Source organism: Pseudothioclava alba, assembly GCF_033100795.1.
In the GTDB taxonomy this organism is placed as follows: domain Bacteria; phylum Pseudomonadota; class Alphaproteobacteria; order Rhodobacterales; family Rhodobacteraceae; genus Pseudothioclava.
In genome coordinates this window covers 94,273-115,990 of record NZ_JAWLVI010000001.1, presented here as the reverse complement: position 1 = coordinate 115,990, position 21,718 = coordinate 94,273, and the positions used below count along the sequence as shown (strand labels likewise).

Below are 21,718 nucleotides of genomic sequence, written 5' to 3'. Positions count from 1 at the left end.
GCAGAACCGGCCGTTTTGTTCGGTTACAATGCAGCCCCTTGCACGCCCTTCACCGATGGTTCACAAATCCGCAGACGATACGCGAAAAGGATGCCTCCCATGCTCGAACAGAACGCAAAACCGACCGAAGACATTGATGTGCGCGAGGTGTTCGGCATCGACAGCGACATGAAGGTCAAGGCGTTTGCCGAGCGCACGAGCCGCGTGCCGGAACTCGACCCGACCTACAAGTTCGACCACGACACGACGCTCGCGATTCTGGCAGGTTTTGCCTACAACCGCCGCGTGATGATTCAGGGCTACCACGGCACCGGCAAATCGACCCATATCGAGCAGGTCGCCGCGCGCCTTAACTGGCCCTGCGTGCGGGTGAACCTTGACAGCCACGTCAGCCGGATCGACCTGATCGGTAAGGACGCTATCAAGCTGGTCGATGGCAAGCAGGTCACCGTGTTCCACGAAGGCATCCTGCCCTGGGCGCTGCGCAACCCGACAGCGATCGTGTTCGACGAATACGATGCAGGTCGTGCGGATGTGATGTTCGTGATCCAGCGCGTGCTGGAGGCCGACGGCAAGCTGACACTGCTTGACCAGAACGAGGTGATCACGCCGAACCCGTGCTTCCGACTGTTCGCCACCGCGAACACCGTGGGCCTTGGCGATACCACCGGCCTTTACCACGGCACGCAGCAGATCAACCAGGGCCAGATGGACCGCTGGTCGCTGGTCGCCACGCTGAACTATCTCAGCCACGACGCCGAGGCCGCGATCGTTCTGTCGAAGAACCCGAACTACAACACCGAAGAGGGCCGCAAGATCATCTCGCGCATGGTCCATGTCGCGGATCTGACCCGCACCGCCTTCATGAACGGCGACCTCTCGACCGTCATGAGCCCGCGCACCGTCATCGCATGGGCGCAAAACGCACGCATTTTCAACAACGTAGGCTATGCGTTCCGGCTGACCTTCCTGAACAAATGCGACGAGCTGGAGCGTCAGACCGTGGCCGAGTTCTACCAGCGCCTCTTCGACGAGGAACTGCCTGAAAGCGCGGCGGTGATGGCGGGGCGGTAATGGGCAAACCCTCCGACAACCCAGCCGATCCCTTCAAGAAGGCGCTGGCAGAGGCGACCAAGACGCTTGCCGATGCGCCCGACATGACGGTGACCTATACGGTCGATCCTTCGGGTCAGGCGGGCGATGTGATGCGTCTGCCGCAGGTCTCGCGCAGACTGACGCGCGACGAGGTCTTGCTCGCGCGTGGCACGGCTGACGCGCTGGCGCTGCGTCACCGCTATCACGACGCCAAGGTCGCCGCCCACTATCAGCCGCGCGGCGAGATGGCGCAGGCTTTGTATGAGGCGATGGAAGGCGCGCGTTGCGAGGCGCTTGGCGCGCGCGACATGCCCGGCACCCTGACGAATACCGACGCGAAAATCGCCCATGACGCGGCGCGCAAGGGCTTTGGCCAGATCCGCAACCGCGAGGCCGCGCCCTTGTCGGTGGCGGCGGGCTATCTGGTGCGCGAGATGGCGACGGGGCGCAAGCTTCCGGCGGATGCCGATAACGTGCTTGGCCTCTGGCGCGACTTTATCGAGGGTCAGGCTGGCGGCGATCTGGAAAGCATCGGGGATGCTCTGGCCGATCAGGCCGCGTTTGCCCGCCTTGCCCGCAAGGTGATTGCCGATCTGGGCTATGCCGATCAGTTGGGCGACGACCCCGACGAGGAGCGCAACGACGAGGCCGACAGCGAAGACGAGGCCGAGCAGCAGGAAGAGGCAGGCGACAACCAGTCCAGCGACGACGAGCAGGATCAGGACGCCGAGGCCAGCCCCGAATCCTCGCAAGAGCAGCAGCAGGACCAGACCCAGACCACCGTGTCAGCCGACGATATGGCCGATGACGAGACGGGCGACGAGATCGACGCCCCCGAGGCCGAGGCTCCGAAAGAGCCACCTCCGCCCGTGATCTCGGACGCAGACCCGACCTATACGGTCTTCACCACCGAGTTCGACGAGGAAATCGCCGCCGAAGATCTGGCCGAACCCGCCGAACTGGAACGCCTGCGCGCCTATCTCGACCAGCAGCTTGAACCGCTGAAAGGCGCCGTGTCGCGCCTTGCCAACAAATTGCAACGCCGCCTGCAAGCGCAGCAAAGCCGCAGTTGGGAGTTCGACCGCGAAGAGGGAATGCTCGACGCAGGCCGCTTGGCCCGCGTTGTCGCCAACCCGACAACGCCCCTGTCCTTCAAGATCGAAAAGGACACTGAATTCCGCGATACGGTTGTCACGCTGCTTCTGGACAACTCCGGCTCGATGCGCGGCCGCCCGATCTCGATCGCGGCGATCTGCGCCGATGTGCTCGCGCGCACGCTTGAGCGCTGCTCGGTCAAGGTCGAGGTTCTGGGCTTCACCACCCGCGCATGGAAAGGCGGCCAGAACCGCGAGCGCTGGCTGGCCGAGGGCCGCCCGCAGCAACCCGGACGCCTGAACGACCTGCGCCACATCATCTACAAACGCGCCGACGCCCCGATGCGCCGGACGCGGGCCAATCTGGGCCTGATGATGAAAGAAGGCCTGCTGAAAGAAAACATCGACGGCGAAGCCTTGGAATGGGCGCACCGCCGGATTTTGGCCCGCCCCGAGGCACGCAAAATCCTGATGGTGATCTCGGATGGGGCGCCGGTTGACGACTCAACTTTGTCCGTCAACCCCGCGATTTTCCTTGAGAAACACCTGCGCGACGTGATCGCCATGATCGAGAAACGCCGCGCGGTCGAACTTATCGCGATCGGCATCGGCCATGACGTGACGCGCTACTATCAGCACGCTGTCACCATCACCGACGCCGAACAACTGGCAGGCGCGATGACCGAGCAGCTAGCCTCGCTGTTTGACAGCGACCCCCGCGCCCGCGCCCGTGTTCTGGGGATCAAGAAAGCCATCTGATGTTTCAGGAATTCACCTCGCGCAGCGCCCCCGAAAACGGCCCGCCCCGACTGGCAGCCCTGCGCGAAGGGTTATCGCGCGAGGGGCTTTCGGGCTTTATCGTGCCGCGCGCTGACGCCCATCAGGGCGAATATGTGGCGGACTGCGACGCCCGTCTGGCGTGGCTGACGGGGTTTACCGGATCAGCGGGCTTTTGCATCGCGCTGATGGATCGCGCGGGCGTTTTCGTGGACGGGCGCTACCGCGTGCAGGTCCGCGCCGAGGTGGACCCGCGCAGCTTTACCCCCGTCGACTGGCCCGAGGTGAAAGCGGGTGTCTGGCTGAAATCCGCGCTGCCGCAAGGCGGGCGTGTGGGCTTTGATCCGTGGCTTCATACCAGCGCCGAGATTGCCGAGATCGAGGCCGCGCTGACCGGCACGGGCATCACGCTTGAACCCGTTGACCACAACCCCATCGACGCAATCTGGACTGACCGCCCCGCGCCCCCGATGGCGCCCGCGCGCGTCCACCCGGCGGCTCTTTCAGGAAAAACCAGCGGCGATAAACGCGCCGCCTTGGCCGAGGGTCTGAAGGCGCGCGGCGTTCGCGCCGCCGTGCTTACCCTGCCCGATTCAATCTGCTGGCTCCTGAACATCCGCGGCGCGGACCTTGCGCGCAATCCGCTGATGCAGGGCTTTGCGGTTCTGCATGACACCGGCCACCTGACGCTTTACGCCGAAGCCGCGAAATTCGATGCCGAAACCCACGCGCATCTGGGTAACGAGGTGACGCTGCGCCCCGTGTCGGCCTTTGCGCCGGGGCTGCGCTCGCTCACGGGGCCGGTGCTGGTCGATCCGGCCAGCGCACCTGTGCAGGTTTCGCGCGAACTCTCCGAGGAAGGCATCGCGGTCTTCACCGCGCAAGACCCCTGCCTTTTGCCCAAGGCGCGCAAGAACGCCGCCGAGGTTGCCGGGATGGACGCCGCCCATCAGCGCGATGCGGTCGCGATGGCCGAGTTTCTGGCCTGGCTCGATACCGAAGCGCCGAAGGGTGATCTGACCGAGATCGACGTCGTCAAACGGCTTGAGGCCTTCCGCGCCGCGACCGGATGCCTGACCGATATTTCCTTCGACACGATCTGCGGCGCTGGCCCGCATGGCGCAATTGTCCATTACCGCGTGACCGAAGCCACCAATCGCCGTGTCATCCCGGGCGAGCTGTTGCTGGTGGATTCGGGTGCGCAATACCCCAATGGCACGACCGACATCACCCGCACCGTCGCGGTGGGCGCGGTTCCACCCGAGGCCCGCGCACCCTTTACCCGCGTGCTGCAAGGGATGATAGCGATCAGCCGTGCGCGCTGGCCGCGCGGACTGGCGGGGCGCGACCTTGACGCGCTTGCCCGCGCGCCACTTTGGGCGGCGGGGTGCGATTACGACCACGGCACGGGTCACGGCGTGGGAGCTGCGATGTGCGTCCACGAAGGGCCAGCGCGCCTGTCGCGGGTCTCGATGGTGCCGCTTGAGGAAGGAATGATCCTGTCGAACGAGCCGGGCTATTACCGCGAGGGCGCCTTTGGCATTCGCATCGAAAACCTCGTGCTGGTCGAGGCCGCGCCCGCGATGGGCGACAACCGCGACCAACTGGCCTTCCGCACCCTGACATGGGTGCCGATCGACCGCCGCCTGATCGACGCGGATATGCTTTCGCCAGCCGAGCGCGACTGGATCGACACCTATCACGCCGAGGTTCTGGCCCGCGTGGGCGAGGCGGTCTCTCCCGCCACCCGCGACTGGCTCCAGGCCGCCTGCGCGGCCCTTTAAAAAATATCCTCGGGCGAGGCACCGATACTCAGCGCCAGCGTGCGGCTGATATTGTTCAGGCTCTCGCCCGATTGCGCGGCCCAGTCGTTGAAAGCCGCCTGCACTGCCGCCATGTCTTTTTGGGATTTCGGCACCTGCGCGACAACGCCCTCGGCAATCAGCCGGAGCACCACATCGCCCGACAGAACAAACGTATCGCGCCCCATCATCCGTAGCACCCGCTGGCCCGTGTTGCCCCCCAGATGCCCGCCGGTCTTTGCCATAACCTGCATCAGCCCGACTTGATCGTCAGCAGGCCATTGCGCGAAAAACCGCGCCGCAGTGCCATGCGCCGCGGCCAGATCGACCAGCATCCGCGCATTGCGCAGGACCGCATTCACCTTGGCGCCATTGCGCACGATCCGCGCGTCGGCCAGCAGGCGGTCCAGATCTACCTCGCCATAACGGGCCACGCGGGCCGGATCGAACCCCTCGAACGCCTCTTCGAAACCGGGCCATTTTGCCTCGATCACACTCCAGCTAAAGCCCGCCTGAAAGATGCATTTCGCCATCGCCGAGAGCCACCGGTCATCCGCCAGGCCACTGAGTTCATTTGCAGAAAGCGGCGGGTCCGGCATCAGCGCAGCCAGCGCCGCCTCGCCACCTTTGCGCCTTAGTGCGATCTCTCGAAGCTCGGAATAGCTGCGCATCACTGCCCTCCTGAATACCGCCTGATGAAACGATACCCGGCCCATCCGACAGAGCAAGTAAAAGCGGTCTGGCAGGAATTTTTACGGAATGAATTGCTGTCTGAAATTTTTATTGATAGAAATTTTATGAATCAGCGATGCAATCAGGATTTTATAGATAATATGAGCAAAGCCCCAAATTGGACCCGGGACACCGCCGCCGCCGTGCATGATCTTCCGCTGATGGATTTGCTTTACAAAGCGCATTCCATTCACCGCGACGCGTTCGACCCGAACCGCATCCAGATGTCAAAGCTGCTGTCCATCAAGACCGGCGGCTGCGCCGAGGATTGTTCGTATTGCTCGCAATCGGCGCGCAATGGCGCGAAACTCCCTGCCTCCAAACTGGTCGAGGTCGAACGCGTGATCGCGGGCGCCCGCAAGGCCCGCGCAGAGGGCGCGACACGCTATTGCATGGGCGCGGCCTGGCGCGAGCCGAAAGAGCGCGACATGGACACGCTGGTCGCGATGGTCGAGGGGGTCAAGGCGCTCGGGCTTGAGACCTGCATGACGCTTGGGATGCTGGACGACGGGCAGGTGGTAAAGCTGCGTGACGCGGGGCTGGACTATTACAACCACAATATCGACACCTCCGAGCGCTTTTACCCGCAGGTCGTCACCACCCGCCGCTTTGCCGACCGGATAGACACTTTGGCGCGGGTGCGAGACGCGGGGATCAAGGTCTGCTCGGGTGGCATTCTGGGGATGGGCGAGGCTGCCGCCGACCGCATAGACATGCTGGTGACACTGGCCAACCTGCCCGAGCCGCCGGACTCGGTGCCGATCAACATGCTGATGCCGCAGGCCGATACGCCTCTGGCCGATGCGCCGCTGCTTGACCCGATCGCCTTTGTCCGCGTGATCGCGACGGCGCGGATCATGATGCCGCGCTCTTATGTGCGGCTCTCCGCCGGGCGCAGCGCGATGAGCGACGAGATACAGGCGCTGTGCTTTTTTGCGGGCGCGAACTCGATCTTCGCGGGCGAGACGCTGCTGACCGCCGAGAACCCGGGCGAAAGCGCCGATATGGCGCTGTTTGCCAAACTCGGCCTGAAACCCACCGAATGCGCGCCGGCATGAGCGCGCCCGAACGGCTGTCAGACGCGCTGGCGGCTTTGGCCGCGCGGGGGCGGTTGCGCCATCTTGCTCCGGCGGGGGGGCTCGATTTCGCCTCGAACGATTATTTGGGGCTGGCAGGCTCGCATCTTCTGCGCGTTGCCGCCGCCAAGGCGCTGGCCCGCGAGGTGCCGCTCGGGTCCGGCGGCTCGCGGCTTTTGCGCGGCAATCACCCCGAGCACGAGGCGCTGGAGGCTGAGGCGGCTGCCTTTTTCGGCACCGAGGCCGCGCTGTATATGGGCGGCGGATTTCAAGCCAACCAGGCGATTTTCGCAACGCTCCCCGCGCAGGGCGACCTCGTGCTGCACGACGCCCTGATCCATGCCAGCGCGCATGAGGGGATGCGGCTGGGGCGCGCCGAAACCCGCGCCTTCCCCCATAATGACGTGGCCGCCGCAGGCACGCTGCTGCGCGACTGGCGCAGGGCCGGAGGCCGTGGGCAGGTCTGGATCGCGGTTGAAAGCGTCTATTCGATGGAGGGCGATCTGGCGCCGCGGGCCGATTTCGCGGCGCTCGCGCGCGAGGATGGCGCCATTCTGGTGGTGGACGAGGCGCACGCGACCGGCGTTTTTGGCCCCCAGGGGCGCGGGTTGGCGCAGGGGCTGAACGCGCGGGTTCTAAGCCTGCATACCTGCGGCAAGGCGCTTGGCGTTTCAGGCGGGCTGATATGCGGCGCGCGGGTGATGATCGACACGCTGGTCAACCGCGCGCGCCCGTTTATCTTTGCCACCGCCCCCGCGCCGTTCTCGGCCGCCCTCGTGCGCGCGGCGCTGGCCGCGCTGCAAGAGCACCCCACGCTTATCCGCGCGGCACAGGACCGCATCGCCTTTGCCCGGACCGAGGCGCAGCGGCTTTGCGGCCTTGCCCCCCCGAACAGCCAGATCATCCCCGTTCTGACCGGGACCGACGCACGCACCATGACCCTCGCGCACGCCCTGCAAGCGCAGGGGTTCGACGTGCGCGGCATCCGCCCGCCGACAGTGCCACGCGGGACCGCACGCCTGCGCATCTCGATCACCGGAGGCGTGGAACGCTCTGACATCACCGCGCTTTTCACTACCCTCGCCGCGCTACAGGACACCACCCCATGAGTGCGCTGGTTGTCACCGGAACCGATACGGATGTCGGCAAGACCATCGTCGCGGCAGGGCTGACGGTGGCTTTGGGCGCGACCTATTGGAAGCCGGTTCAGGCGGGGCTGATCTCGCCCACTGACCGCGAGACGGTGGCACGCCTCAGCGCGCGCCCCACCCTGCCCGAGCGGTATAGGTTGCGCCTGCCCGCCTCGCCGCATCTGGCTGCCGAGGCAGAGGGGGTCACGATCGACACTGACGCGCTCTCGCTGCCGGACAGTGACGCGCCACTGATCGTCGAGGGCGCTGGCGGCGTGATGGTGCCGCTCACCCGCGACACGCTGTTTCTGGACCTTTTCGCGCGCTGGAATGCGCCCGTTGTGCTGGTCGCGCGCACGGGGCTTGGCACGATCAACCACACCGGCCTTTCGATCCGCGCTTTGCGCCACGCGGGCTGCGCGCTGGCGGGCGTCATCTTTAACGGCCCGCCCGAGACCGCCGCCGAAGAGTCCATCACGCAGATGTGGCAGGTGCGCCACCTCGGGCGGGTCGCGCCGCTTGAGGGCTTCACCCCCACCGCCCTGCGCCGCGCATTCCACGGGGTCGACACCGCCCATCTGCGGAGGCTCCTGTGACCCCTCTCGAATTCGATGCCCGCCACCTGTGGCACCCCTATACGAACGTCACCGAACCGGGGCCGATGCACCTGATTGATCAGGCCGAAGGCGTCTGGCTGACGCGCGCGGATGGCACACGCATGATCGACGCGATGTCGTCGTGGTGGTGCGCGATCCACGGCCACCGCCACCCGGCGATTGTGCGCGCCATGCACCAACAGCTTGACTGGATGCCGCATGTGATGTTCGGCGGGCTGACGCATCAGCCCGCGATTGATCTGGGCGAACGGCTGGTCGCGATGCTGCCCCCGGGGCTTGACCGGATTTTCTATAGCGACAGCGGTTCGGTCGCGGTCGAAGTGGCGCTGGAGATGGCGGTGCAGGTCCAGCGCGCGCGAGGGCATGGGGCGCGCTCGGAATTTGTCACGATCCGCGGCGGCTATCATGGCGACACCTGGAAGGCGATGAGCGTGTGCGACCCCGTAACCGGGATGCATTCGCTGTTCTCGGGCGCGCTCTCGATCCAGCATTTCCTGCCCCGCCCGACGCTGCGCCCCGAGGAGAACTGGCCCGAGGACCCCGCGCAAAACGGGCTGGCGGCGCTCGAGGCGCTTTTGCGCGCCAAGGCCGACCGCATCGCCGCACTGATCGTTGAACCTGTCGTGCAGGGCGCGGGCGGGATGCGCTTTTACCACCCCGCATGGCTGCGCGGCGCGAAAGCGCTGTGCGAGGCTCACGGGGTTCTGGTGATCTTCGACGAGATCGCCACGGGGTTCGGCCGCACGGGGCAGATGTTCGCGATGGATCATGCGGGCGTCACACCCGACATCCTGTGCCTCGGCAAGGCGCTGACCGGCGGGCATATCTCGTTCGCGGCAACGGTGGCTTCGGGGGCGGTGGCAAAAAGCATCGGGCAAAGTGCCGCGGGCGTCTTCATGCACGGGCCGACCTATATGGCGAACCCGCTGGCCTGCGCGGCAGGCGCAGCCAGCCTGTCCCTGCTGGCAGAAGGCGCATGGCAGCGGCAGGTCCGCCAGATCGAGGCGCAATTGCGGGCAGAATTGGCGCCTGCCCGCGCCCTGCCCCAAGTCCGCGAGGTCCGTGTGATGGGCGCAATCGGGGTCATCGAGATGGCGCATCCGGTCGATCCGCGCATCGCCCACGCCCGCGCGCCCCGCTCGGGCGTCTGGCTGCGGCCGTTCGGACGGAATATCTATTGCATGCCGCCCTTCACCATCGCACCCGATGACCTAAGCCGCGTCAGCGCCGAGATGAACGCCCTCGCCGGAGGCGCCACATGAAGACCCATTGGCTTTGCCACAAAGGCACACCCGATCTGATCCTTGCCTTTGCGGGCTGGGGTCTTGGCACGGGGGTGTTCGCACCCCTCGCAAGCGAAACCGACGTCTTGTGCGTTAGCGACTACCGCGCGCTGGATTTGCCACCGGACCTCGTGCGGCGCTACGCCCGCGTGCACCTGCTGGCGTATTCTTTCGGCGTCGCGTCCGCGCTGCACTGGCTGGCGCGGACCGGGGTTACCCCCGCGCGGATGGTTGCCGTCAACGGCACCATCACCCCCGCCAGCACCAAGCGCGGCATTGATCCGGCGATGATCGAGGCGACCGCCGCAGGGCTGACGCCCGCAACCCTTGCCGCTTTCGCGCGCCGGTCGGGCCACAGCGCGCCGCCAGCCGCCCCCGACATCCCCGCCTTGCAAGACGAGCTGCGCCGGATCGCCGCCCGAGGTTCCGCCCCCGAGCGCCCCTTCGACCGGATCTGGATCTCCGCGCGCGACCGGATCATCCCGCCCTCCGCGCAAGAAACCGCATGGGAAGCCCAAAGCGCAAAAATCACGCGGATCGACACGCCCCACCAGCCATTTCGGGCAGGCCAGCGATGGGAGGACTGGTTCGCATGAGCCTGAGCACACGGATCGCCCGCAGCTTCGGGCGCAGCTTCGAAAGCTACGATCAGGCCGCAACCCCGCAGTTGCGGATCGCCGAAAATCTGGCGGAACGGCTGTCCCGCGCGGGCGCCCCCACGCGCTTTGCCAAAGGGTTCGAGTTCGGCTGCGGCACAGGGGCGCTTACCCGCGCACTTGGTGCGCGCTTCGCCTTCGACGCGCTTTGCCTGAACGACCTGACCATGCAGGCGGCGACAACAGCACAGAGCGTGGGCGCGGGTTTCATCGCAGGCGATATTCGCGCGATCGACTGGCCCGAACGCCCCGATCTGATCGCCTCCTCCTCGGTGCTGCAGTGGATCGAAGCACCCGAAACCCTTATCCAACGCCTTGCAAAAGCGTTGAATAAGGCGGGTTGGCTGGCTTTATCAGGGTTTGGCCCCGCGCAGTTTCAGGAACTCTCCCGGCTTGGCTGTCCACCACAGGCACCGGGCCTGCGCGACGCGCAAGCAATGCGAGACGCTCTCGCCGCGCTGCCCGACATCACCGTCTTCGACTGCGCTCAGACGCAACAGACGCTCTGGTTCGACACCCCCCGCGATGCCCTGCGCCACCTGCGCGAGACCGGTGTCAACGCCGCCGCCTCGCGCACATGGGGCAAACGCGATTTGCACGATTTCAGCGCGCGTTATATTAGGCGCTTCGGCCAAAACGGGCGTGTTCCGCTCAGCTATCATCCGGTCTGGCTGATCGCGCAGAAACGCGCCTAGATCAGCCGCGCGAGATGGCGCTGCAACACCGCGCCCGCGCGCGCGACATCGCGATCACGGATCGCCGCCAAAATCGCCAGATGGTCCGCATCGACCCTCTGCCGCCAGCGCCCCGCGTGATGGGCCAGAAAATGGCGCGCATACAAAAGCTGGAGGTTGCTGATTTCCTGCGTCAGGCGCGGCATCGCACAGCCCGCGATAATCGCATTGTGGAAATCGCGATTGGCCTCTTCCCAGTCATGCACATTGTCGGCCGCGTCGCAGCGAAGACGCGCGGCTTCTGCCGCCTCGATCTGATCCGTGCTCAGATGCGGGATGGATTGCGCCAGGGCTACGGGTTCGAGCGCCTGCCGCATCACGCGCAATTCGTGCACCGCGCGCTGGTCAAGCGGTGCCACACACACACCGCGGCGCGGCAGGCTGACCGCCAGCCCCTGCGCCACAAGCAGCAACAACGCCTCGCGCACCGGCACATGGCTGGTGCCGAACTCGCGCGCGATCTGGTCCTGACGCAGCTTTTCCCCCGGCGCAAAGTCACCACGCACAACACGCGCCGCCAAAACGGCAGCGATCTGGTCGGATTTCTTGCTGGCAGGATCGGTCATAGGCCCAACGTTTCGGTTCAAGCTCTTGAAATACCAAAGTTTCGAACGGGTGAAAAGCCTAGCCCGTCACATGCACCTCGGTGCCCCATTCGGCGCAGCGTTTGGCCAAAGCCTCGGGCAGCGGCTGGTCGATGAACAGCGCGTCCAGCGTCTCGAGCGAGGCCAGCCGCACCGGCGCCGAGCGTGCCAGCTTGGAGGCATCCGTCACCAAAATGCGTTTGCGCGCCTGCTGCAGGATCGTCCGGCTGACACGGATTTCGGCCAGATCATAATCCAGAAGGTCGCCCTCTTCATCCAGCGCCGAGGCGCCGATCACTGCGTAATCCACCTTGAACTGGTTCATGAAATCCGCAGTCAGATCACCGACAAGCCCGCCATCCGACCGCCGAAGCGTCCCGCCCGCCACCATGATCTCGCAGCTTTCATTGGCCATCAGGATATTGGCCACGTTGATATTGTTGGTGACCACCGTGATGTTGCGATGGTTGCGCAGCTCGCGCGCGACGGCCTCGGTCGTGGTGCCAAGGTTCAGGATGATCGAGCAGTTATCAGGGATCATCCGCGCACAGGCCCGCCCGATTGCGGCCTTTTCCGCCTCGTGCATCCGGCGGCGTTCCTCATAGGCGAAATTCGCGACCCCCGTGCGGATCACCGCGCCGCCATGCACGCGGTCCATCAGCCCCGCGTCCGACAGCTCCGACAGATCGCGCCGGATCGTTTGCAGCGACACATTGAACCGCTCGGCCAGATCCTCGACCACCACACGGCCTTCGTTTCGCGCGATTTCGAGAATTTCGTTCTGCCTGATGTTAAGCGCCATATTTCCTCCTATCCCCCTGCTGCCACAGCTTTCTTTGCTTGTCACCCAAGAGTTTTGCCTGATTTCGAAAGCTGCGCAAAATGGGCGCGTTATGGCGCGTTTATATTCGTTTTGAAAAAAAACGAAACTTATTAATTGACATTTCGCGGCGACTCGCGCCTTTTACGATCACAGCGAAGGGAGGAGCGTCTGTGACTTCGGAACAATCCGACATCGAACCGGTCGATATTTTTGTGATCGGCGGCGGCATCAACGGCTGCGGGATAGCCCGCGACGCTGTCGGGCGTGGCCTGTCGGTGACACTGGCCGAGATGGGCGACCTTGCGCAGGCGACCTCGTCGGCTTCGACAAAACTGTTCCACGGCGGGCTTCGCTATCTGGAGTTTTTCGAATTCCGCCTTGTGCGCGAGGCGCTGCGCGAGCGCGAGGTCCTGCTGGAGGCGATGCCGCATATCAGCTGGCCGATGCGCTTTGTGCTGCCCTACCACCCCGATATGCGCTTTGAGAACGACACGCCCACCTCGCGGCTATTGTCTTTTGTCATGCCGTGGATGAAGGGGCGTCGGCCCGCGTGGCTGATCCGGCTGGGGCTGTTTCTTTATGACCACATGGGCGGGCGCAAGATTTTGCCGGGCACCCGGACGGTTGACCTGACGCAGGATAATGCAGGCGCGGCGCTGAACCCGAAATTCGGCTTTGCCTATGAATATTCCGATTGCTGGGTGCAGGATGCGCGGCTTGTGGTGCTCAATGCCCGCGATGCCGAGGCGCGCGGCGCGCATATTCTGGTGCGCACCAAGGTCATCTCTGCCGAGCGTCAGGGCGGTCTTTGGCGCATCGTGACCGAAGACGCCAGTGGCCAGCGCACCCATCTTGCACGCGCCCTGGTCAACGCGGGCGGCCCCTGGGTCGAAGATGTGATCCGCAACACGATCAAGCTGAACACCCGTGAATCGATCCGGCTTGTGCGTGGCAGCCATATCGTGACGCGCAAACTCTATGACCACGACCGCTGCTATTTCTTTCAGGGCGAGGACGGGCGGATCATCTTTGCGATCCCCTACGAGCAGGATTTCACCCTTATCGGCACCACCGATCAGGACCATCAGGGACCGGCCGGTGAGGCCATCTGCACCGAGGCCGAGCAAGACTATCTGTGCGCCTTTGCCTCGCGGTATTTCCGCCAGCCGGTGACGCGCGACGACATCGTCTGGACCTATTCGGGGGTGCGTCCGCTCTATAACGATGGCGCGTCTTCGGCGACGGCGGCCACGCGCGACTATGTGCTTTCGCTCGATGCGGATGGTGGCGCGCCGGTGCTGAATGTCTTTGGCGGCAAGATCACCACCTACCGCCGTCTGGCCGAAAGTGCGCTGGAAAAACTTGCGCCGTATTTCAAAGGGATGTCCGGCGATTGGACAGCGCGCGTTACCCTGCCGGGCGGCGGGTTCCGCCCGCAGGACACGGCACAGGTCATCGCCGATTTGCGCCGCGATTACCCCTGGCTTGGTGACGCGTGGTCACTGCGGCTGGTGCGTCATTACGGCTTGGACGCGCGAAAAATTTTGGGCAATTCTGTGAGCGCTAACGACCTGGGGCGCGACTTCGGAGCAACGCTGACCGAAGCCGAGGTGTCGTGGCTGATAGACAAGGAATGGGCGCGCACGGCGGAGGACGTGATCTGGCGCCGGACCAAGCTTGGGCTGCGCCTGAGCGCGGAACAGATCGCCGCGCTTGGGGTCTTCATGGCCGCGCGCAACGAGGAGAACACCGCAAGGGGCGCCGCCCCCGCAGCGGAGTGAGGGAGAGAGAATGACACTGGAACTCAAAGGCGTTTCCAGTTCGGTTGACGGGCGGGTCCATATCCACCCCACCGACCTGACGCTGCAAAAGGGCACGATGAACGTGCTGCTGGGGCCGACGCTGGCGGGGAAAACCTCGTTGATGCGGCTGATGGCGGGGCTGGACCAGCCGACCACGGGGCGGATCTTCTGGGAGGGCGCGGATGTCACCGGGCAGCGCGTGCAGGACCGCCGCGTCGCAATGGTCTACCAGCAGTTTATCAACTATCCGGCGATGAGCGTTTACGACAACATCGCCTCGCCGCTGAAACTGATGGGGGTGAACAAGCCCGAGATCGAGCGCCGCGTGCGCGAGACCGCCGAGATGATGCAGCTTACGCCCATGCTCGCGCGCAAACCGCTGGAGCTGTCGGGCGGACAGCAGCAGCGCTGCGCCTTGGCGCGGGCTTTGGTCAAGGGGGCGGGTCTGGTTCTTTTGGATGAACCGCTGGCGAACCTCGATTACAAACTGCGCGAAGAGCTGCGCGTCGAAATCCCAAAGATATTCGAGGCTTCCGGCGCGATCTTCGTCTACGCAACCACCGAACCCGAAGAGGCGCTGCTTCTGGGCGGCAACACAGCGACGCTTTGGGAAGGCCGTGTGACCCAGTTCGGCCCCACCGCCGAGGTCTACCGCCAGCCCGCCGATATGGTCACCGCGCGCGTCTTCTCGGACCCGCCGATGAACTTTATTCAGGTCGAAAAACGCGGCCACCGGCTGACCTTTGGTCAAGGCGCGAATGCGCCTGCGGACGGGGCTTTTGCCGCGCTGGCGGACGGGCGCTATATCGCAGGCTTCCGCCCCAACCACCTTGAACTGGCTGGCCATCACAACGGCACCGCCGTCGAGTTCGACTGCGATCTGGCAGGCACCGAGATCACCGGATCAGAGACCTTCCTGCACCTGCGCATCGGCGCGCAGAAATGGGTGGGGCTCGTGCACGGTGTCCACGCTCTGGCGCATGGTTCGCGCCAGAAAGTCGCGATTGATCCGGCGTTTATTTACCTCTTTACCGAGGACGGGCAGCTTGCCGCCCCCGCCTCTTATGCCTTCGCGGCCTGAGGGGGGACGACATGGCACAGATCACTCTGAAAAACCTCGCGCACAGCTACTATCCGAACCCGGCGTCCGAGGCGGATTATGCACTCAAAGAAATGGATCACGTCTGGGAAGACGGCGGCGCCTATGCGCTTCTTGGGTCTTCGGGCTGCGGGAAATCGACGCTGCTGAACATCATCTCGGGGCTGTTGCGCCCCTCGCACGGGCGGGTTCTGTTTGGCGACCGCGATGTCACCGACGCGCCCACCGCCGAGCGCAACATCGCGCAGGTGTTCCAGTTTCCGGTCGTCTACGACACCATGAGCGTGCGCGACAACCTTGCCTTCCCGCTGCGCAATCGCGGGATGGATGCGGGCTATATCAAGGCGCGCGTCGACCAGATCGCCGCGATGATCGGCATGGAGGCCGAGCTGTCGCACAAGGCGCGCGGGCTGACAGCGGACGCCAAGCAGAAAATCTCGCTCGGACGCGGGATGGTGCGCGAGGACGTGAACGCGATCCTCTTTGACGAGCCGCTGACCGTGATCGACCCGCATATGAAATTCGAGCTTCGCACGCAGCTCAAGGCGCTGCACCGCGAGTTCGGCCATACGATGATCTATGTCACCCATGACCAGACCGAGGCGCTGACCTTCGCCGACAAGGTCGTGGTGATGTATGACGGGCGCGTCGTGCAGATGGGAACGCCCGAAGAGCTGTTCGAGCGCCCCGCCCATAGCTTTGTGGGCTATTTCATCGGTTCGCCGGGGATGAATTTCTTTGACGCCGAAGTCACCGGATCTCGGGCCGTTATCAACGGCTTCGAGGTGCCACTGGGTGCGGCCCACGGGCCGATTTCGGGCCGCACCCAGATTGGCATCCGCCCCGAGTTCTGCGTGCTGGGTCGCGAAGGCGGCCTGCCCTTCACCATCCGCCGCATCGAGGACGTCGGCCGCCACCGGATCATCCGTGGCGAGGTCATGGGCGCCAGCGTCAACCTGACCGCCCCCGAGGGGATGGAGATCGAGGCCGACGCAACGCGCATCCTCTTCGCGCCGGAAAAAATCAACGTCTATGCCGATGACTGGCGTGTCGCACCGCTCGGGGAGGAGAAGTGATGGACAAGACGCTTAACAACAAAGCCTGGTTTCTGGTGCTGCCGGTTCTGGTGCTTGTCGCTTTCTCGGCGGTGATCCCGCTGATGACGGTGGTGAACTATTCGATCCAGGACACCTTCGGGAATAACAAGTTCTTCTGGGCGGGCCTCGACTGGTTCGACGACATGCTGCATTCGCAGCGCATGTGGGACGCGCTTGGACGGCAGGCGATCTTCTCGGCGGTCATTCTGGCGCTGGAGGTGCCGCTTGGTATTTTCGTCGCGCTGAACATGCCGAAGAAAGGCTTCTGGGCCTCGGTCTGCCTTGTGATGATGGCGCTGCCGCTGTTGATCCCGTTCAACGTGGTCGGCACGATCTGGCAGATTTTCGGGCGCGTCGATATTGGCCTTCTGGGCTATGCGCTGGCGCAGCTTGGCATTGACTACAACTACACCGCCAATGCGTTCGACGCCTGGGTCACGGTGATCGTGATGGATGTCTGGCACTGGACCTCGCTGGTCGCGCTGCTGGCCTATGCGGGCCTGCAATCCATCCCCGAGGCCTATTATCAGGCCGCCAAGATCGATCAGGCAAGCCGCTGGTCGGTGTTCCGCTTCATCGAACTGCCCAAGATGCAAGGCGTGCTGCTGATCGCGATCCTGCTGCGCTTCATGGACAGCTTCATGATCTACACCGAACCCTTCGTGCTGACCGGCGGTGGCCCCGGCAACTCGACGACGTTCCTCTCGATCGACCTTGTGAAGATGGCCATCGGGCAGTTCGACCTCGGCCCCGCCGCCGCCTTCTCGCTGATGTATTTCCTCGTGATCCTGCTCGTCAGCTGGGCCTTCTACACGGTCATGACCAACCTTGAGAAAGCGGAGGGCCAGAAATGAAGATCAAGACCCAACCCGTTGTAATGGCTCTTTATATCCTGTTCCTCATGCTGCCGATATACTGGCTGGTGAACATGAGCCTGAAAACCAACACCGAGATCACCTCGACCTTCACGCTCTGGCCCGATGATCTGACATTCGCCAATTACATCACCATCCTGACGGACCCGAGCTGGTATATGGGTTACGTTAACTCGCTGATCTATGTGGTTCTGAACACAGCGATTTCCATCGCGGTTGCCCTGCCTGCGGCCTATGCGTTCTCGCGCTACCGCTTTCTGGGCGACAAGCACCTGTTCTTCTGGCTGCTGACCAACCGGATGGCGCCGCCCGCGGTCTTTGCGCTGCCCTTTTTCCAGCTTTACAGCTCGGTCGGACTGTTCGACACCCATATCGCGGTGGCGCTGGCGCATTGCCTGTTCAACGTGCCGCTGGCGGTGTGGATCCTCGAAGGCTTCATGCGCGGCGTGCCCAAAGAGATCGACGAGACCGCCTATATCGACGGCTATTCCTTCCCCGCGTTCTTCGGCAAGATTTTCCTGCCGCTGATCGCAAGCGGTGTCGGTGTCGCGGCCTTCTTCTGCTTCATGTTCTCGTGGGTGGAACTGCTGCTGTCGCGCACGCTGACCTCGGTCAACGCCAAGCCCATCGCCGCCACGATGACCCGCACGGTCTCGGCCAGCGGCATGGACTGGGGCGTGCTGGCGGCGGCCGGTGTGCTGACCATCATCCCCGGCGCGCTCGTGATCTATTTCGTCCGCAACTATATCGCCAAGGGCTTTGCCCTGGGCCGCGTGTAAGGAGGCTCGACCCATGGACTGGATGGCCTGGACCGTTCCCACCGCGATTTTCTTCGCCACCATCGCCTGCCTGCTGATCATCTTCACGGTGCTGGCGATCAAATCCCCCGAGACCCCGCGCCTTGGCATTCTCCGGATCGAGACCACACGCGGCGATCGTCTTTTCATCAGCCTTCTGGGCTCGGCCTTCATCAATCTGATCTGGCTGGCCCTGATGGGGCCGCCCCTTTGGGGCGCGCTCATCCTGTGCCTGGTCTATGCCGCAGCGGTCTTCCGCTGGGTCTGACCCCCGCACGTCACACCAAGTAACGCAGTCCACAATTCTCAGGGAGGAGATCATGAAACTGCACTTTACCACGGCTATGGCGCTTGCGCTGATGGCCACCACCCCGGCTTTCGCAGGCATGGAGGAGGCCAAGGCTTTCCTTGATGGCGAGATCGGTGATCTGTCGGCGCTCTCGCGCAGCGATCAGGAGGCCGAGCTTCAGTGGTTCGTCGATGCGGCCAAGCCTTTTGCTGGCATGGAAATCAAGGTGGTTTCTGAAACCATCGCGACGCATGAATACGAATCCAAGGTGCTGGCACCCGCCTTCACCGCGATCACCGGCATCAAGATCACCCATGACCTGATCGGCGAAGGCGATGTCGTCGAAAAGCTGCAAACGCAGATGCAGTCGGGCGAGAATATCTATGACGCCTATATCAACGACTCCGACCTGATCGGCACCCACTGGCGCTATCAGCAGGCGCGCAACCTGACCGACTGGATGTCGGGCGAAGGCAGCGATGTCACCAACCCCGGCCTTGATCTGGCCGATTTCGTGGGCACCTCGTTCACTACCGGCCCCGATGGCAAGCTCTACCAGCTTCCCGACCAGCAGTTCGCGAACCTTTACTGGTTCCGCTACGACTGGTTCAACGATGCCAAGACCAAAGCCGACTTCAAGGCCGAATACGGCTACGATCTGGGTGTTCCGGTCAACTGGTCGGCCTATGAAGACATCGCCAAGTTCTTCACCGGCCGCGACATGAGCTATCTGGGCGGTCCGGCCAAGGTCTATGGCCACATGGATTACGGCAAGAAAGACCCCTCGCTTGGCTGGCGCTTTACGGACGCCTGGCTCTCGATGGCGGGTGCTGGCGACAAGGGTGAACCGAACGGCCTGCCGGTCGACGAATGGGGCATCCGTGTGAACGAAAACTCGCAGCCCGTAGGCTCGTGCGTGGCCCGTGGGGGCGCGACCAACGGTCCGGCAGCGGTCTATTCGATCGCCAAATACATCGACTGGCTGAAGAACTACGCCCCGCCGGCAGCAGGTGGCATGGTCTTCTCCGAGGCAGGCCCGGTTCCGGCGCAGGGTGAAATCGCCCAGCAGATGTTCTGGTACACCGCCTTTACCGCCGACATGGTCAAGGATGGCCTGCCGGTCGTGGCAGAGGACGGCTCGCCCAAGTGGCGCATGGCGCCCTCGCCGCATGGCGCCTATTGGGAAGAGGGCATGAAGGTCGGTTATCAGGACGCAGGCTCGTGGACGCTGATGGAATCGACGCCCGTGGACCGCGCCAAGGCCGCATGGCTTTACGCGCAATTCGTGACCTCGAAGACGGTGGACGTGAAGAAATCGCATGTCGGCCTGACCTTCATCCGCGAATCCTCGATCCAGCACCCGTCCTTCACCGAGCGCGCGCCGAAACTGGGCGGTCTGGTCGAGTTCTACCGCTCGCCCGCCCGCGTCCAGTGGTCGCCCACCGGCACCAACGTGCCTGACTATCCGAAACTCGCGCAGCTTTGGTGGCAGAACATCGGTGATGCGTCCTCCGGTGCGAAATCGCCGCAAGAAGCCATGGACAGCCTCTGCGCCGAGCAGGAAAAGGTGCTCATGCGTCTGGAACGCGCAGGCGTTCAGGGCGATCTTGGGCCGAAGCTCAACGACGAGATGGACCCGGACTACTGGCTGAGCCAGCCGGGCGCGCCCAAGGCGAAGCTTGCCGATGAGCGCGAAGAGCCGAAAACCGTCGCCTATGACGAGCTGATCGCATCGTGGCAGTAATCTGACCAAACCGGAGGGGCGGGGTTGCACCCGCCCCTTTTCTTGCGTCTTCTTCGACAAGCCCCTCGCGCGGGGTTTTTCAAATAAGACCGGCGGCGCGCCGTCACATGGGGGGAGAGATATGACCTACGTTCTGGCGATTGACCAAGGCACGACATCCTCGCGCGCGATCCTGTTCGATGCCGCGCTCAAGCCCGTGGCCTCGGCACAGGAAGAATTCCGCCAGATATTCCCCGCCTCGGGCTGGGTTGAACATGATCCCGCCGATCTTTGGTCCACCGTCGCTGCCACTTCGCGCGCGGCGATCGAACGCGCAGGGATAGACGCGCAGCAAATCGCCGCGATCGGCATCACCAACCAGCGCGAAACCACCATTGTCTGGGACAAAACCACCGGCCAGCCGGTCTGTAACGCCATCGTCTGGCAAGACCGCCGCACGGCAGAGTTCTGCGCGAGCCTGCGCGCCGAAGGGTTCGAAGAGGCCGTGACCTCAAAAACCGGCCTGCTGCTGGACCCCTATTTCTCGGGCACGAAACTGCGCTGGATATTGGAGAATATCGAGGGCGCACGCACCCGTGCCGAGGCGGGGGAACTTTTGTTCGGCACGGTCGATTGCTTCCTGATCTGGAAGCTTACCGGCGGGCGCGTTCATGCGACCGACGCCACCAACGCCGCGCGCACGATGCTTTATGACATCGCCAAGGGGCGCTGGTCCGCGACGATCTGCGACCGGCTTGGCATCCCGATGGCGATGCTCCCCGAGGTCAAGGATTGCGCCGCCGATTACGGCACGACACGCGCCGATCTGTTCGGGCATGAGATCCCGATCATGGGCGTTGCGGGAGACCAGCAGGCGGCCACCGTCGGGCAGGCCTGCTTTGAACCGGGTATGATGAAATCGACCTATGGCACGGGGTGTTTTGCGCTGCTGAACACCGGCGATCAGATAGTGCGCTCGCAAAACCGGATGCTGACCACCATCGCCTATCAGCTGGACGGAAAACCGACCTATGCGCTGGAAGGCTCGATCTTTATCGCAGGCGCGGTGGTGCAATGGCTGCGCGACGGGCTGAAGATCATCCGCGAGGCCAAGGAAACCCAGCCGCTTGCCGAAAGTGCCGACCCCGCGCAAGGGGTGGTTCTGGTGCCCGCCTTTACCGGCCTTGGCGCGCCCTATTGGAACGCCGAATGCCGGGGCGCGATGTTCGGCCTGACGCGCAACACCGGCCCCGCCGAGATCGCGCGCGCAGCCCTTGAAAGCGTGGGCTACCAGACCCGCGACCTGTTGGAGGCGATGCGCGCCGACTGGGCCTCATCCGGCACGGCGGCAACGCTGCGGGTGGATGGCGGCATGACGGCCTCGGATTGGGCGATGCAGTTTCTGGCCGACATCATCGGCGCCCCCGTTGACCGCCCCGAGGTGCTGGAGACCACTGCACTTGGGGTGGCGTGGCTGGCGGGCTACCGCGCGGGGCTTTACCCCGAACCCGCAAAGTTCGCGCAAAACTGGGCGCTGGAGCGCAAGTTCTCCCCCGCGATGGAGGCGCCAGACCGCGAGGCACGCTATGCGCGCTGGAAAAAGGCCGTCGCCGCAACCATTGATTTTGTCTGA

At 64.1% G+C, this 21,718-nt stretch carries 20 protein-coding genes; 17 read left to right on the top strand and 3 right to left on the bottom strand.

Annotation, left to right across the window (positions count from 1 at the left end; all coding sequences use genetic code 11):
* Positions 1 to 99: 99 nt before the first annotated feature.
* From cobS to RYZ20_RS00530, 3 genes are read left to right on the top strand one after another with little or no spacing between them, the layout of a single operon-like run.
* A complete protein-coding gene (gene cobS / locus RYZ20_RS00540) occupies positions 100 to 1,074 on the top strand; it encodes a cobaltochelatase subunit CobS (RefSeq protein WP_317669929.1) in 975 nt (324 codons plus the stop codon).
* Positions 1,074 to 2,948: a cobaltochelatase subunit CobT gene (gene cobT / locus RYZ20_RS00535; protein ID WP_317669928.1), complete on the top strand. Its 1,875-nt coding sequence runs from the start codon at positions 1,074 to 1,076 to the stop codon at positions 2,946 to 2,948. Before cobS ends, cobT begins: the two co-directional genes overlap by 1 nt.
* A complete protein-coding gene (locus tag RYZ20_RS00530; RefSeq protein ID WP_317669927.1) occupies positions 2,948 to 4,750 on the top strand; it encodes an aminopeptidase P family protein in 1,803 nt (600 codons plus the stop codon). The genes cobT and RYZ20_RS00530 overlap by 1 nt, the downstream gene beginning before the upstream one ends.
* Here the strand turns inward: RYZ20_RS00530 and RYZ20_RS00525 are convergent.
* Complete coding sequence (locus RYZ20_RS00525) at positions 4,747 to 5,439, bottom strand: DNA-3-methyladenine glycosylase I (RefSeq protein WP_317669926.1); 693 nt, start codon at positions 5,437 to 5,439, stop codon at positions 4,747 to 4,749. The two genes, RYZ20_RS00530 and RYZ20_RS00525, sit on opposite strands and share 4 nt — an antisense overlap.
* 162 nt (positions 5,440 to 5,601) lie before the next feature.
* Here RYZ20_RS00525 and bioB point away from each other — a divergent pair, with 162 nt between their 5' ends.
* The 6 genes from bioB to RYZ20_RS00495 are packed head-to-tail and all read left to right on the top strand — an operon-like array spanning position 5,602 to position 10,957.
* Positions 5,602 to 6,558 (top strand): biotin synthase BioB, encoded by a 957-nt coding sequence (gene bioB, locus RYZ20_RS00520; RefSeq protein ID WP_317669925.1) that lies wholly within the window; start codon positions 5,602 to 5,604, stop codon positions 6,556 to 6,558.
* Positions 6,555 to 7,685 carry an 8-amino-7-oxononanoate synthase gene (locus RYZ20_RS00515; protein ID WP_411572316.1) on the top strand — a complete coding sequence of 377 codons (1,131 nt, stop codon included), beginning with the start codon at positions 6,555 to 6,557 and terminating at the stop codon, positions 7,683 to 7,685. The genes bioB and RYZ20_RS00515 overlap by 4 nt, the downstream gene beginning before the upstream one ends.
* Positions 7,682 to 8,302 (top strand): dethiobiotin synthase, encoded by a 621-nt coding sequence (gene bioD / locus RYZ20_RS00510; protein ID WP_317669923.1) that lies wholly within the window; start codon positions 7,682 to 7,684, stop codon positions 8,300 to 8,302. The genes RYZ20_RS00515 and bioD overlap by 4 nt, the downstream gene beginning before the upstream one ends.
* Entirely contained in the window at positions 8,299 to 9,585 is a 1,287-nt protein-coding gene (gene bioA, locus RYZ20_RS00505; RefSeq protein WP_317669922.1) for an adenosylmethionine--8-amino-7-oxononanoate transaminase, read from the top strand. Before bioD ends, bioA begins: the two co-directional genes overlap by 4 nt.
* Positions 9,582 to 10,202, top strand: coding sequence for a pimeloyl-ACP methyl esterase BioG family protein (locus RYZ20_RS00500; protein ID WP_317669921.1), 621 nt, complete (start codon positions 9,582 to 9,584; stop codon positions 10,200 to 10,202). Before bioA ends, RYZ20_RS00500 begins: the two co-directional genes overlap by 4 nt.
* Positions 10,199 to 10,957 (top strand): methyltransferase domain-containing protein, encoded by a 759-nt coding sequence (locus tag RYZ20_RS00495; protein ID WP_317669920.1) that lies wholly within the window; start codon positions 10,199 to 10,201, stop codon positions 10,955 to 10,957. The genes RYZ20_RS00500 and RYZ20_RS00495 overlap by 4 nt, the downstream gene beginning before the upstream one ends.
* On the opposite strand, the gene RYZ20_RS00490 is transcribed toward RYZ20_RS00495, so the two are convergent.
* Positions 10,954 to 11,562 carry a GntR family transcriptional regulator gene (locus RYZ20_RS00490; protein ID WP_317669919.1) on the bottom strand — a complete coding sequence of 203 codons (609 nt, stop codon included), beginning with the start codon at positions 11,560 to 11,562 and terminating at the stop codon, positions 10,954 to 10,956. The genes RYZ20_RS00495 and RYZ20_RS00490 overlap by 4 nt on opposite strands.
* Before the next feature lie 58 nt (positions 11,563 to 11,620).
* A complete protein-coding gene (locus RYZ20_RS00485) occupies positions 11,621 to 12,382 on the bottom strand; it encodes a DeoR/GlpR family DNA-binding transcription regulator (protein ID WP_317669918.1) in 762 nt (253 codons plus the stop codon).
* 191 nt (positions 12,383 to 12,573) lie between these two features.
* Between RYZ20_RS00485 and glpD the strand changes: the two genes are divergently transcribed.
* From glpD to glpK, 8 genes are all read left to right on the top strand, one after another.
* Positions 12,574 to 14,184 carry a glycerol-3-phosphate dehydrogenase gene (gene glpD, locus RYZ20_RS00480; protein ID WP_317669917.1) on the top strand — a complete coding sequence of 537 codons (1,611 nt, stop codon included), beginning with the start codon at positions 12,574 to 12,576 and terminating at the stop codon, positions 14,182 to 14,184.
* Positions 14,185 to 14,194: 10 nt separating this feature from the next.
* Complete coding sequence (locus RYZ20_RS00475) at positions 14,195 to 15,286, top strand: ABC transporter ATP-binding protein (RefSeq protein ID WP_317669916.1); 1,092 nt, start codon at positions 14,195 to 14,197, stop codon at positions 15,284 to 15,286.
* A gap of 11 nt (positions 15,287 to 15,297) precedes the next feature.
* Positions 15,298 to 16,380 (top strand): ABC transporter ATP-binding protein, encoded by a 1,083-nt coding sequence (locus RYZ20_RS00470; protein WP_317669915.1) that lies wholly within the window; start codon positions 15,298 to 15,300, stop codon positions 16,378 to 16,380.
* Positions 16,380 to 17,255, top strand: coding sequence for a carbohydrate ABC transporter permease (locus RYZ20_RS00465; RefSeq protein WP_317669914.1), 876 nt, complete (start codon positions 16,380 to 16,382; stop codon positions 17,253 to 17,255). The genes RYZ20_RS00470 and RYZ20_RS00465 overlap by 1 nt, the downstream gene beginning before the upstream one ends.
* Positions 17,252 to 18,055: a carbohydrate ABC transporter permease gene (locus RYZ20_RS00460; RefSeq protein WP_317669913.1), complete on the top strand. Its 804-nt coding sequence runs from the start codon at positions 17,252 to 17,254 to the stop codon at positions 18,053 to 18,055. Before RYZ20_RS00465 ends, RYZ20_RS00460 begins: the two co-directional genes overlap by 4 nt.
* A 13-nt stretch (positions 18,056 to 18,068) precedes the next feature.
* Positions 18,069 to 18,341, top strand: a complete 273-nt coding sequence (locus RYZ20_RS00455) for a DUF2160 domain-containing protein (RefSeq protein WP_317669912.1) — start codon at positions 18,069 to 18,071, stop codon at positions 18,339 to 18,341.
* A gap of 52 nt (positions 18,342 to 18,393) precedes the next feature.
* Entirely contained in the window at positions 18,394 to 20,106 is a 1,713-nt protein-coding gene (locus RYZ20_RS00450; protein ID WP_317669911.1) for an ABC transporter substrate-binding protein, read from the top strand.
* A gap of 121 nt (positions 20,107 to 20,227) precedes the next feature.
* Positions 20,228 to 21,718 carry a glycerol kinase GlpK gene (glpK, locus tag RYZ20_RS00445; protein ID WP_317669910.1) on the top strand — a complete coding sequence of 497 codons (1,491 nt, stop codon included), beginning with the start codon at positions 20,228 to 20,230 and terminating at the stop codon, positions 21,716 to 21,718.

Bases quoted from the DNA above. Each gene is read 5' to 3' on its own strand.
- cobS (WP_317669929.1), top strand. From the start codon at position 100: ATGCTCGAACAGAACGCAAAACCGACCGAAGACATTGATGTGCGCGAG.
- cobT (WP_317669928.1), top strand. From the start codon at position 1,074: ATGGGCAAACCCTCCGACAACCCAGCCGATCCCTTCAAGAAGGCGCTG.
- RYZ20_RS00530 (WP_317669927.1), top strand. From the start codon at position 2,948: ATGTTTCAGGAATTCACCTCGCGCAGCGCCCCCGAAAACGGCCCGCCC.
- RYZ20_RS00525 (WP_317669926.1), bottom strand. From the start codon at position 5,439: ATGCGCAGCTATTCCGAGCTTCGAGAGATCGCACTAAGGCGCAAAGGT.
- bioB (WP_317669925.1), top strand. From the start codon at position 5,602: ATGAGCAAAGCCCCAAATTGGACCCGGGACACCGCCGCCGCCGTGCAT.
- RYZ20_RS00515 (WP_411572316.1), top strand. From the start codon at position 6,555: ATGAGCGCGCCCGAACGGCTGTCAGACGCGCTGGCGGCTTTGGCCGCG.
- bioD (WP_317669923.1), top strand. From the start codon at position 7,682: ATGAGTGCGCTGGTTGTCACCGGAACCGATACGGATGTCGGCAAGACC.
- RYZ20_RS00500 (WP_317669921.1), top strand. From the start codon at position 9,582: ATGAAGACCCATTGGCTTTGCCACAAAGGCACACCCGATCTGATCCTT.
- RYZ20_RS00495 (WP_317669920.1), top strand. From the start codon at position 10,199: ATGAGCCTGAGCACACGGATCGCCCGCAGCTTCGGGCGCAGCTTCGAA.
- RYZ20_RS00490 (WP_317669919.1), bottom strand. From the start codon at position 11,562: ATGACCGATCCTGCCAGCAAGAAATCCGACCAGATCGCTGCCGTTTTG.
- RYZ20_RS00485 (WP_317669918.1), bottom strand. From the start codon at position 12,382: ATGGCGCTTAACATCAGGCAGAACGAAATTCTCGAAATCGCGCGAAAC.
- RYZ20_RS00475 (WP_317669916.1), top strand. From the start codon at position 14,195: ATGACACTGGAACTCAAAGGCGTTTCCAGTTCGGTTGACGGGCGGGTC.
- RYZ20_RS00470 (WP_317669915.1), top strand. From the start codon at position 15,298: ATGGCACAGATCACTCTGAAAAACCTCGCGCACAGCTACTATCCGAAC.
- RYZ20_RS00465 (WP_317669914.1), top strand. From the start codon at position 16,380: ATGGACAAGACGCTTAACAACAAAGCCTGGTTTCTGGTGCTGCCGGTT.
- RYZ20_RS00460 (WP_317669913.1), top strand. From the start codon at position 17,252: ATGAAGATCAAGACCCAACCCGTTGTAATGGCTCTTTATATCCTGTTC.
- RYZ20_RS00455 (WP_317669912.1), top strand. From the start codon at position 18,069: ATGGACTGGATGGCCTGGACCGTTCCCACCGCGATTTTCTTCGCCACC.
- RYZ20_RS00450 (WP_317669911.1), top strand. From the start codon at position 18,394: ATGAAACTGCACTTTACCACGGCTATGGCGCTTGCGCTGATGGCCACC.
- glpK (WP_317669910.1), top strand. From the start codon at position 20,228: ATGACCTACGTTCTGGCGATTGACCAAGGCACGACATCCTCGCGCGCG.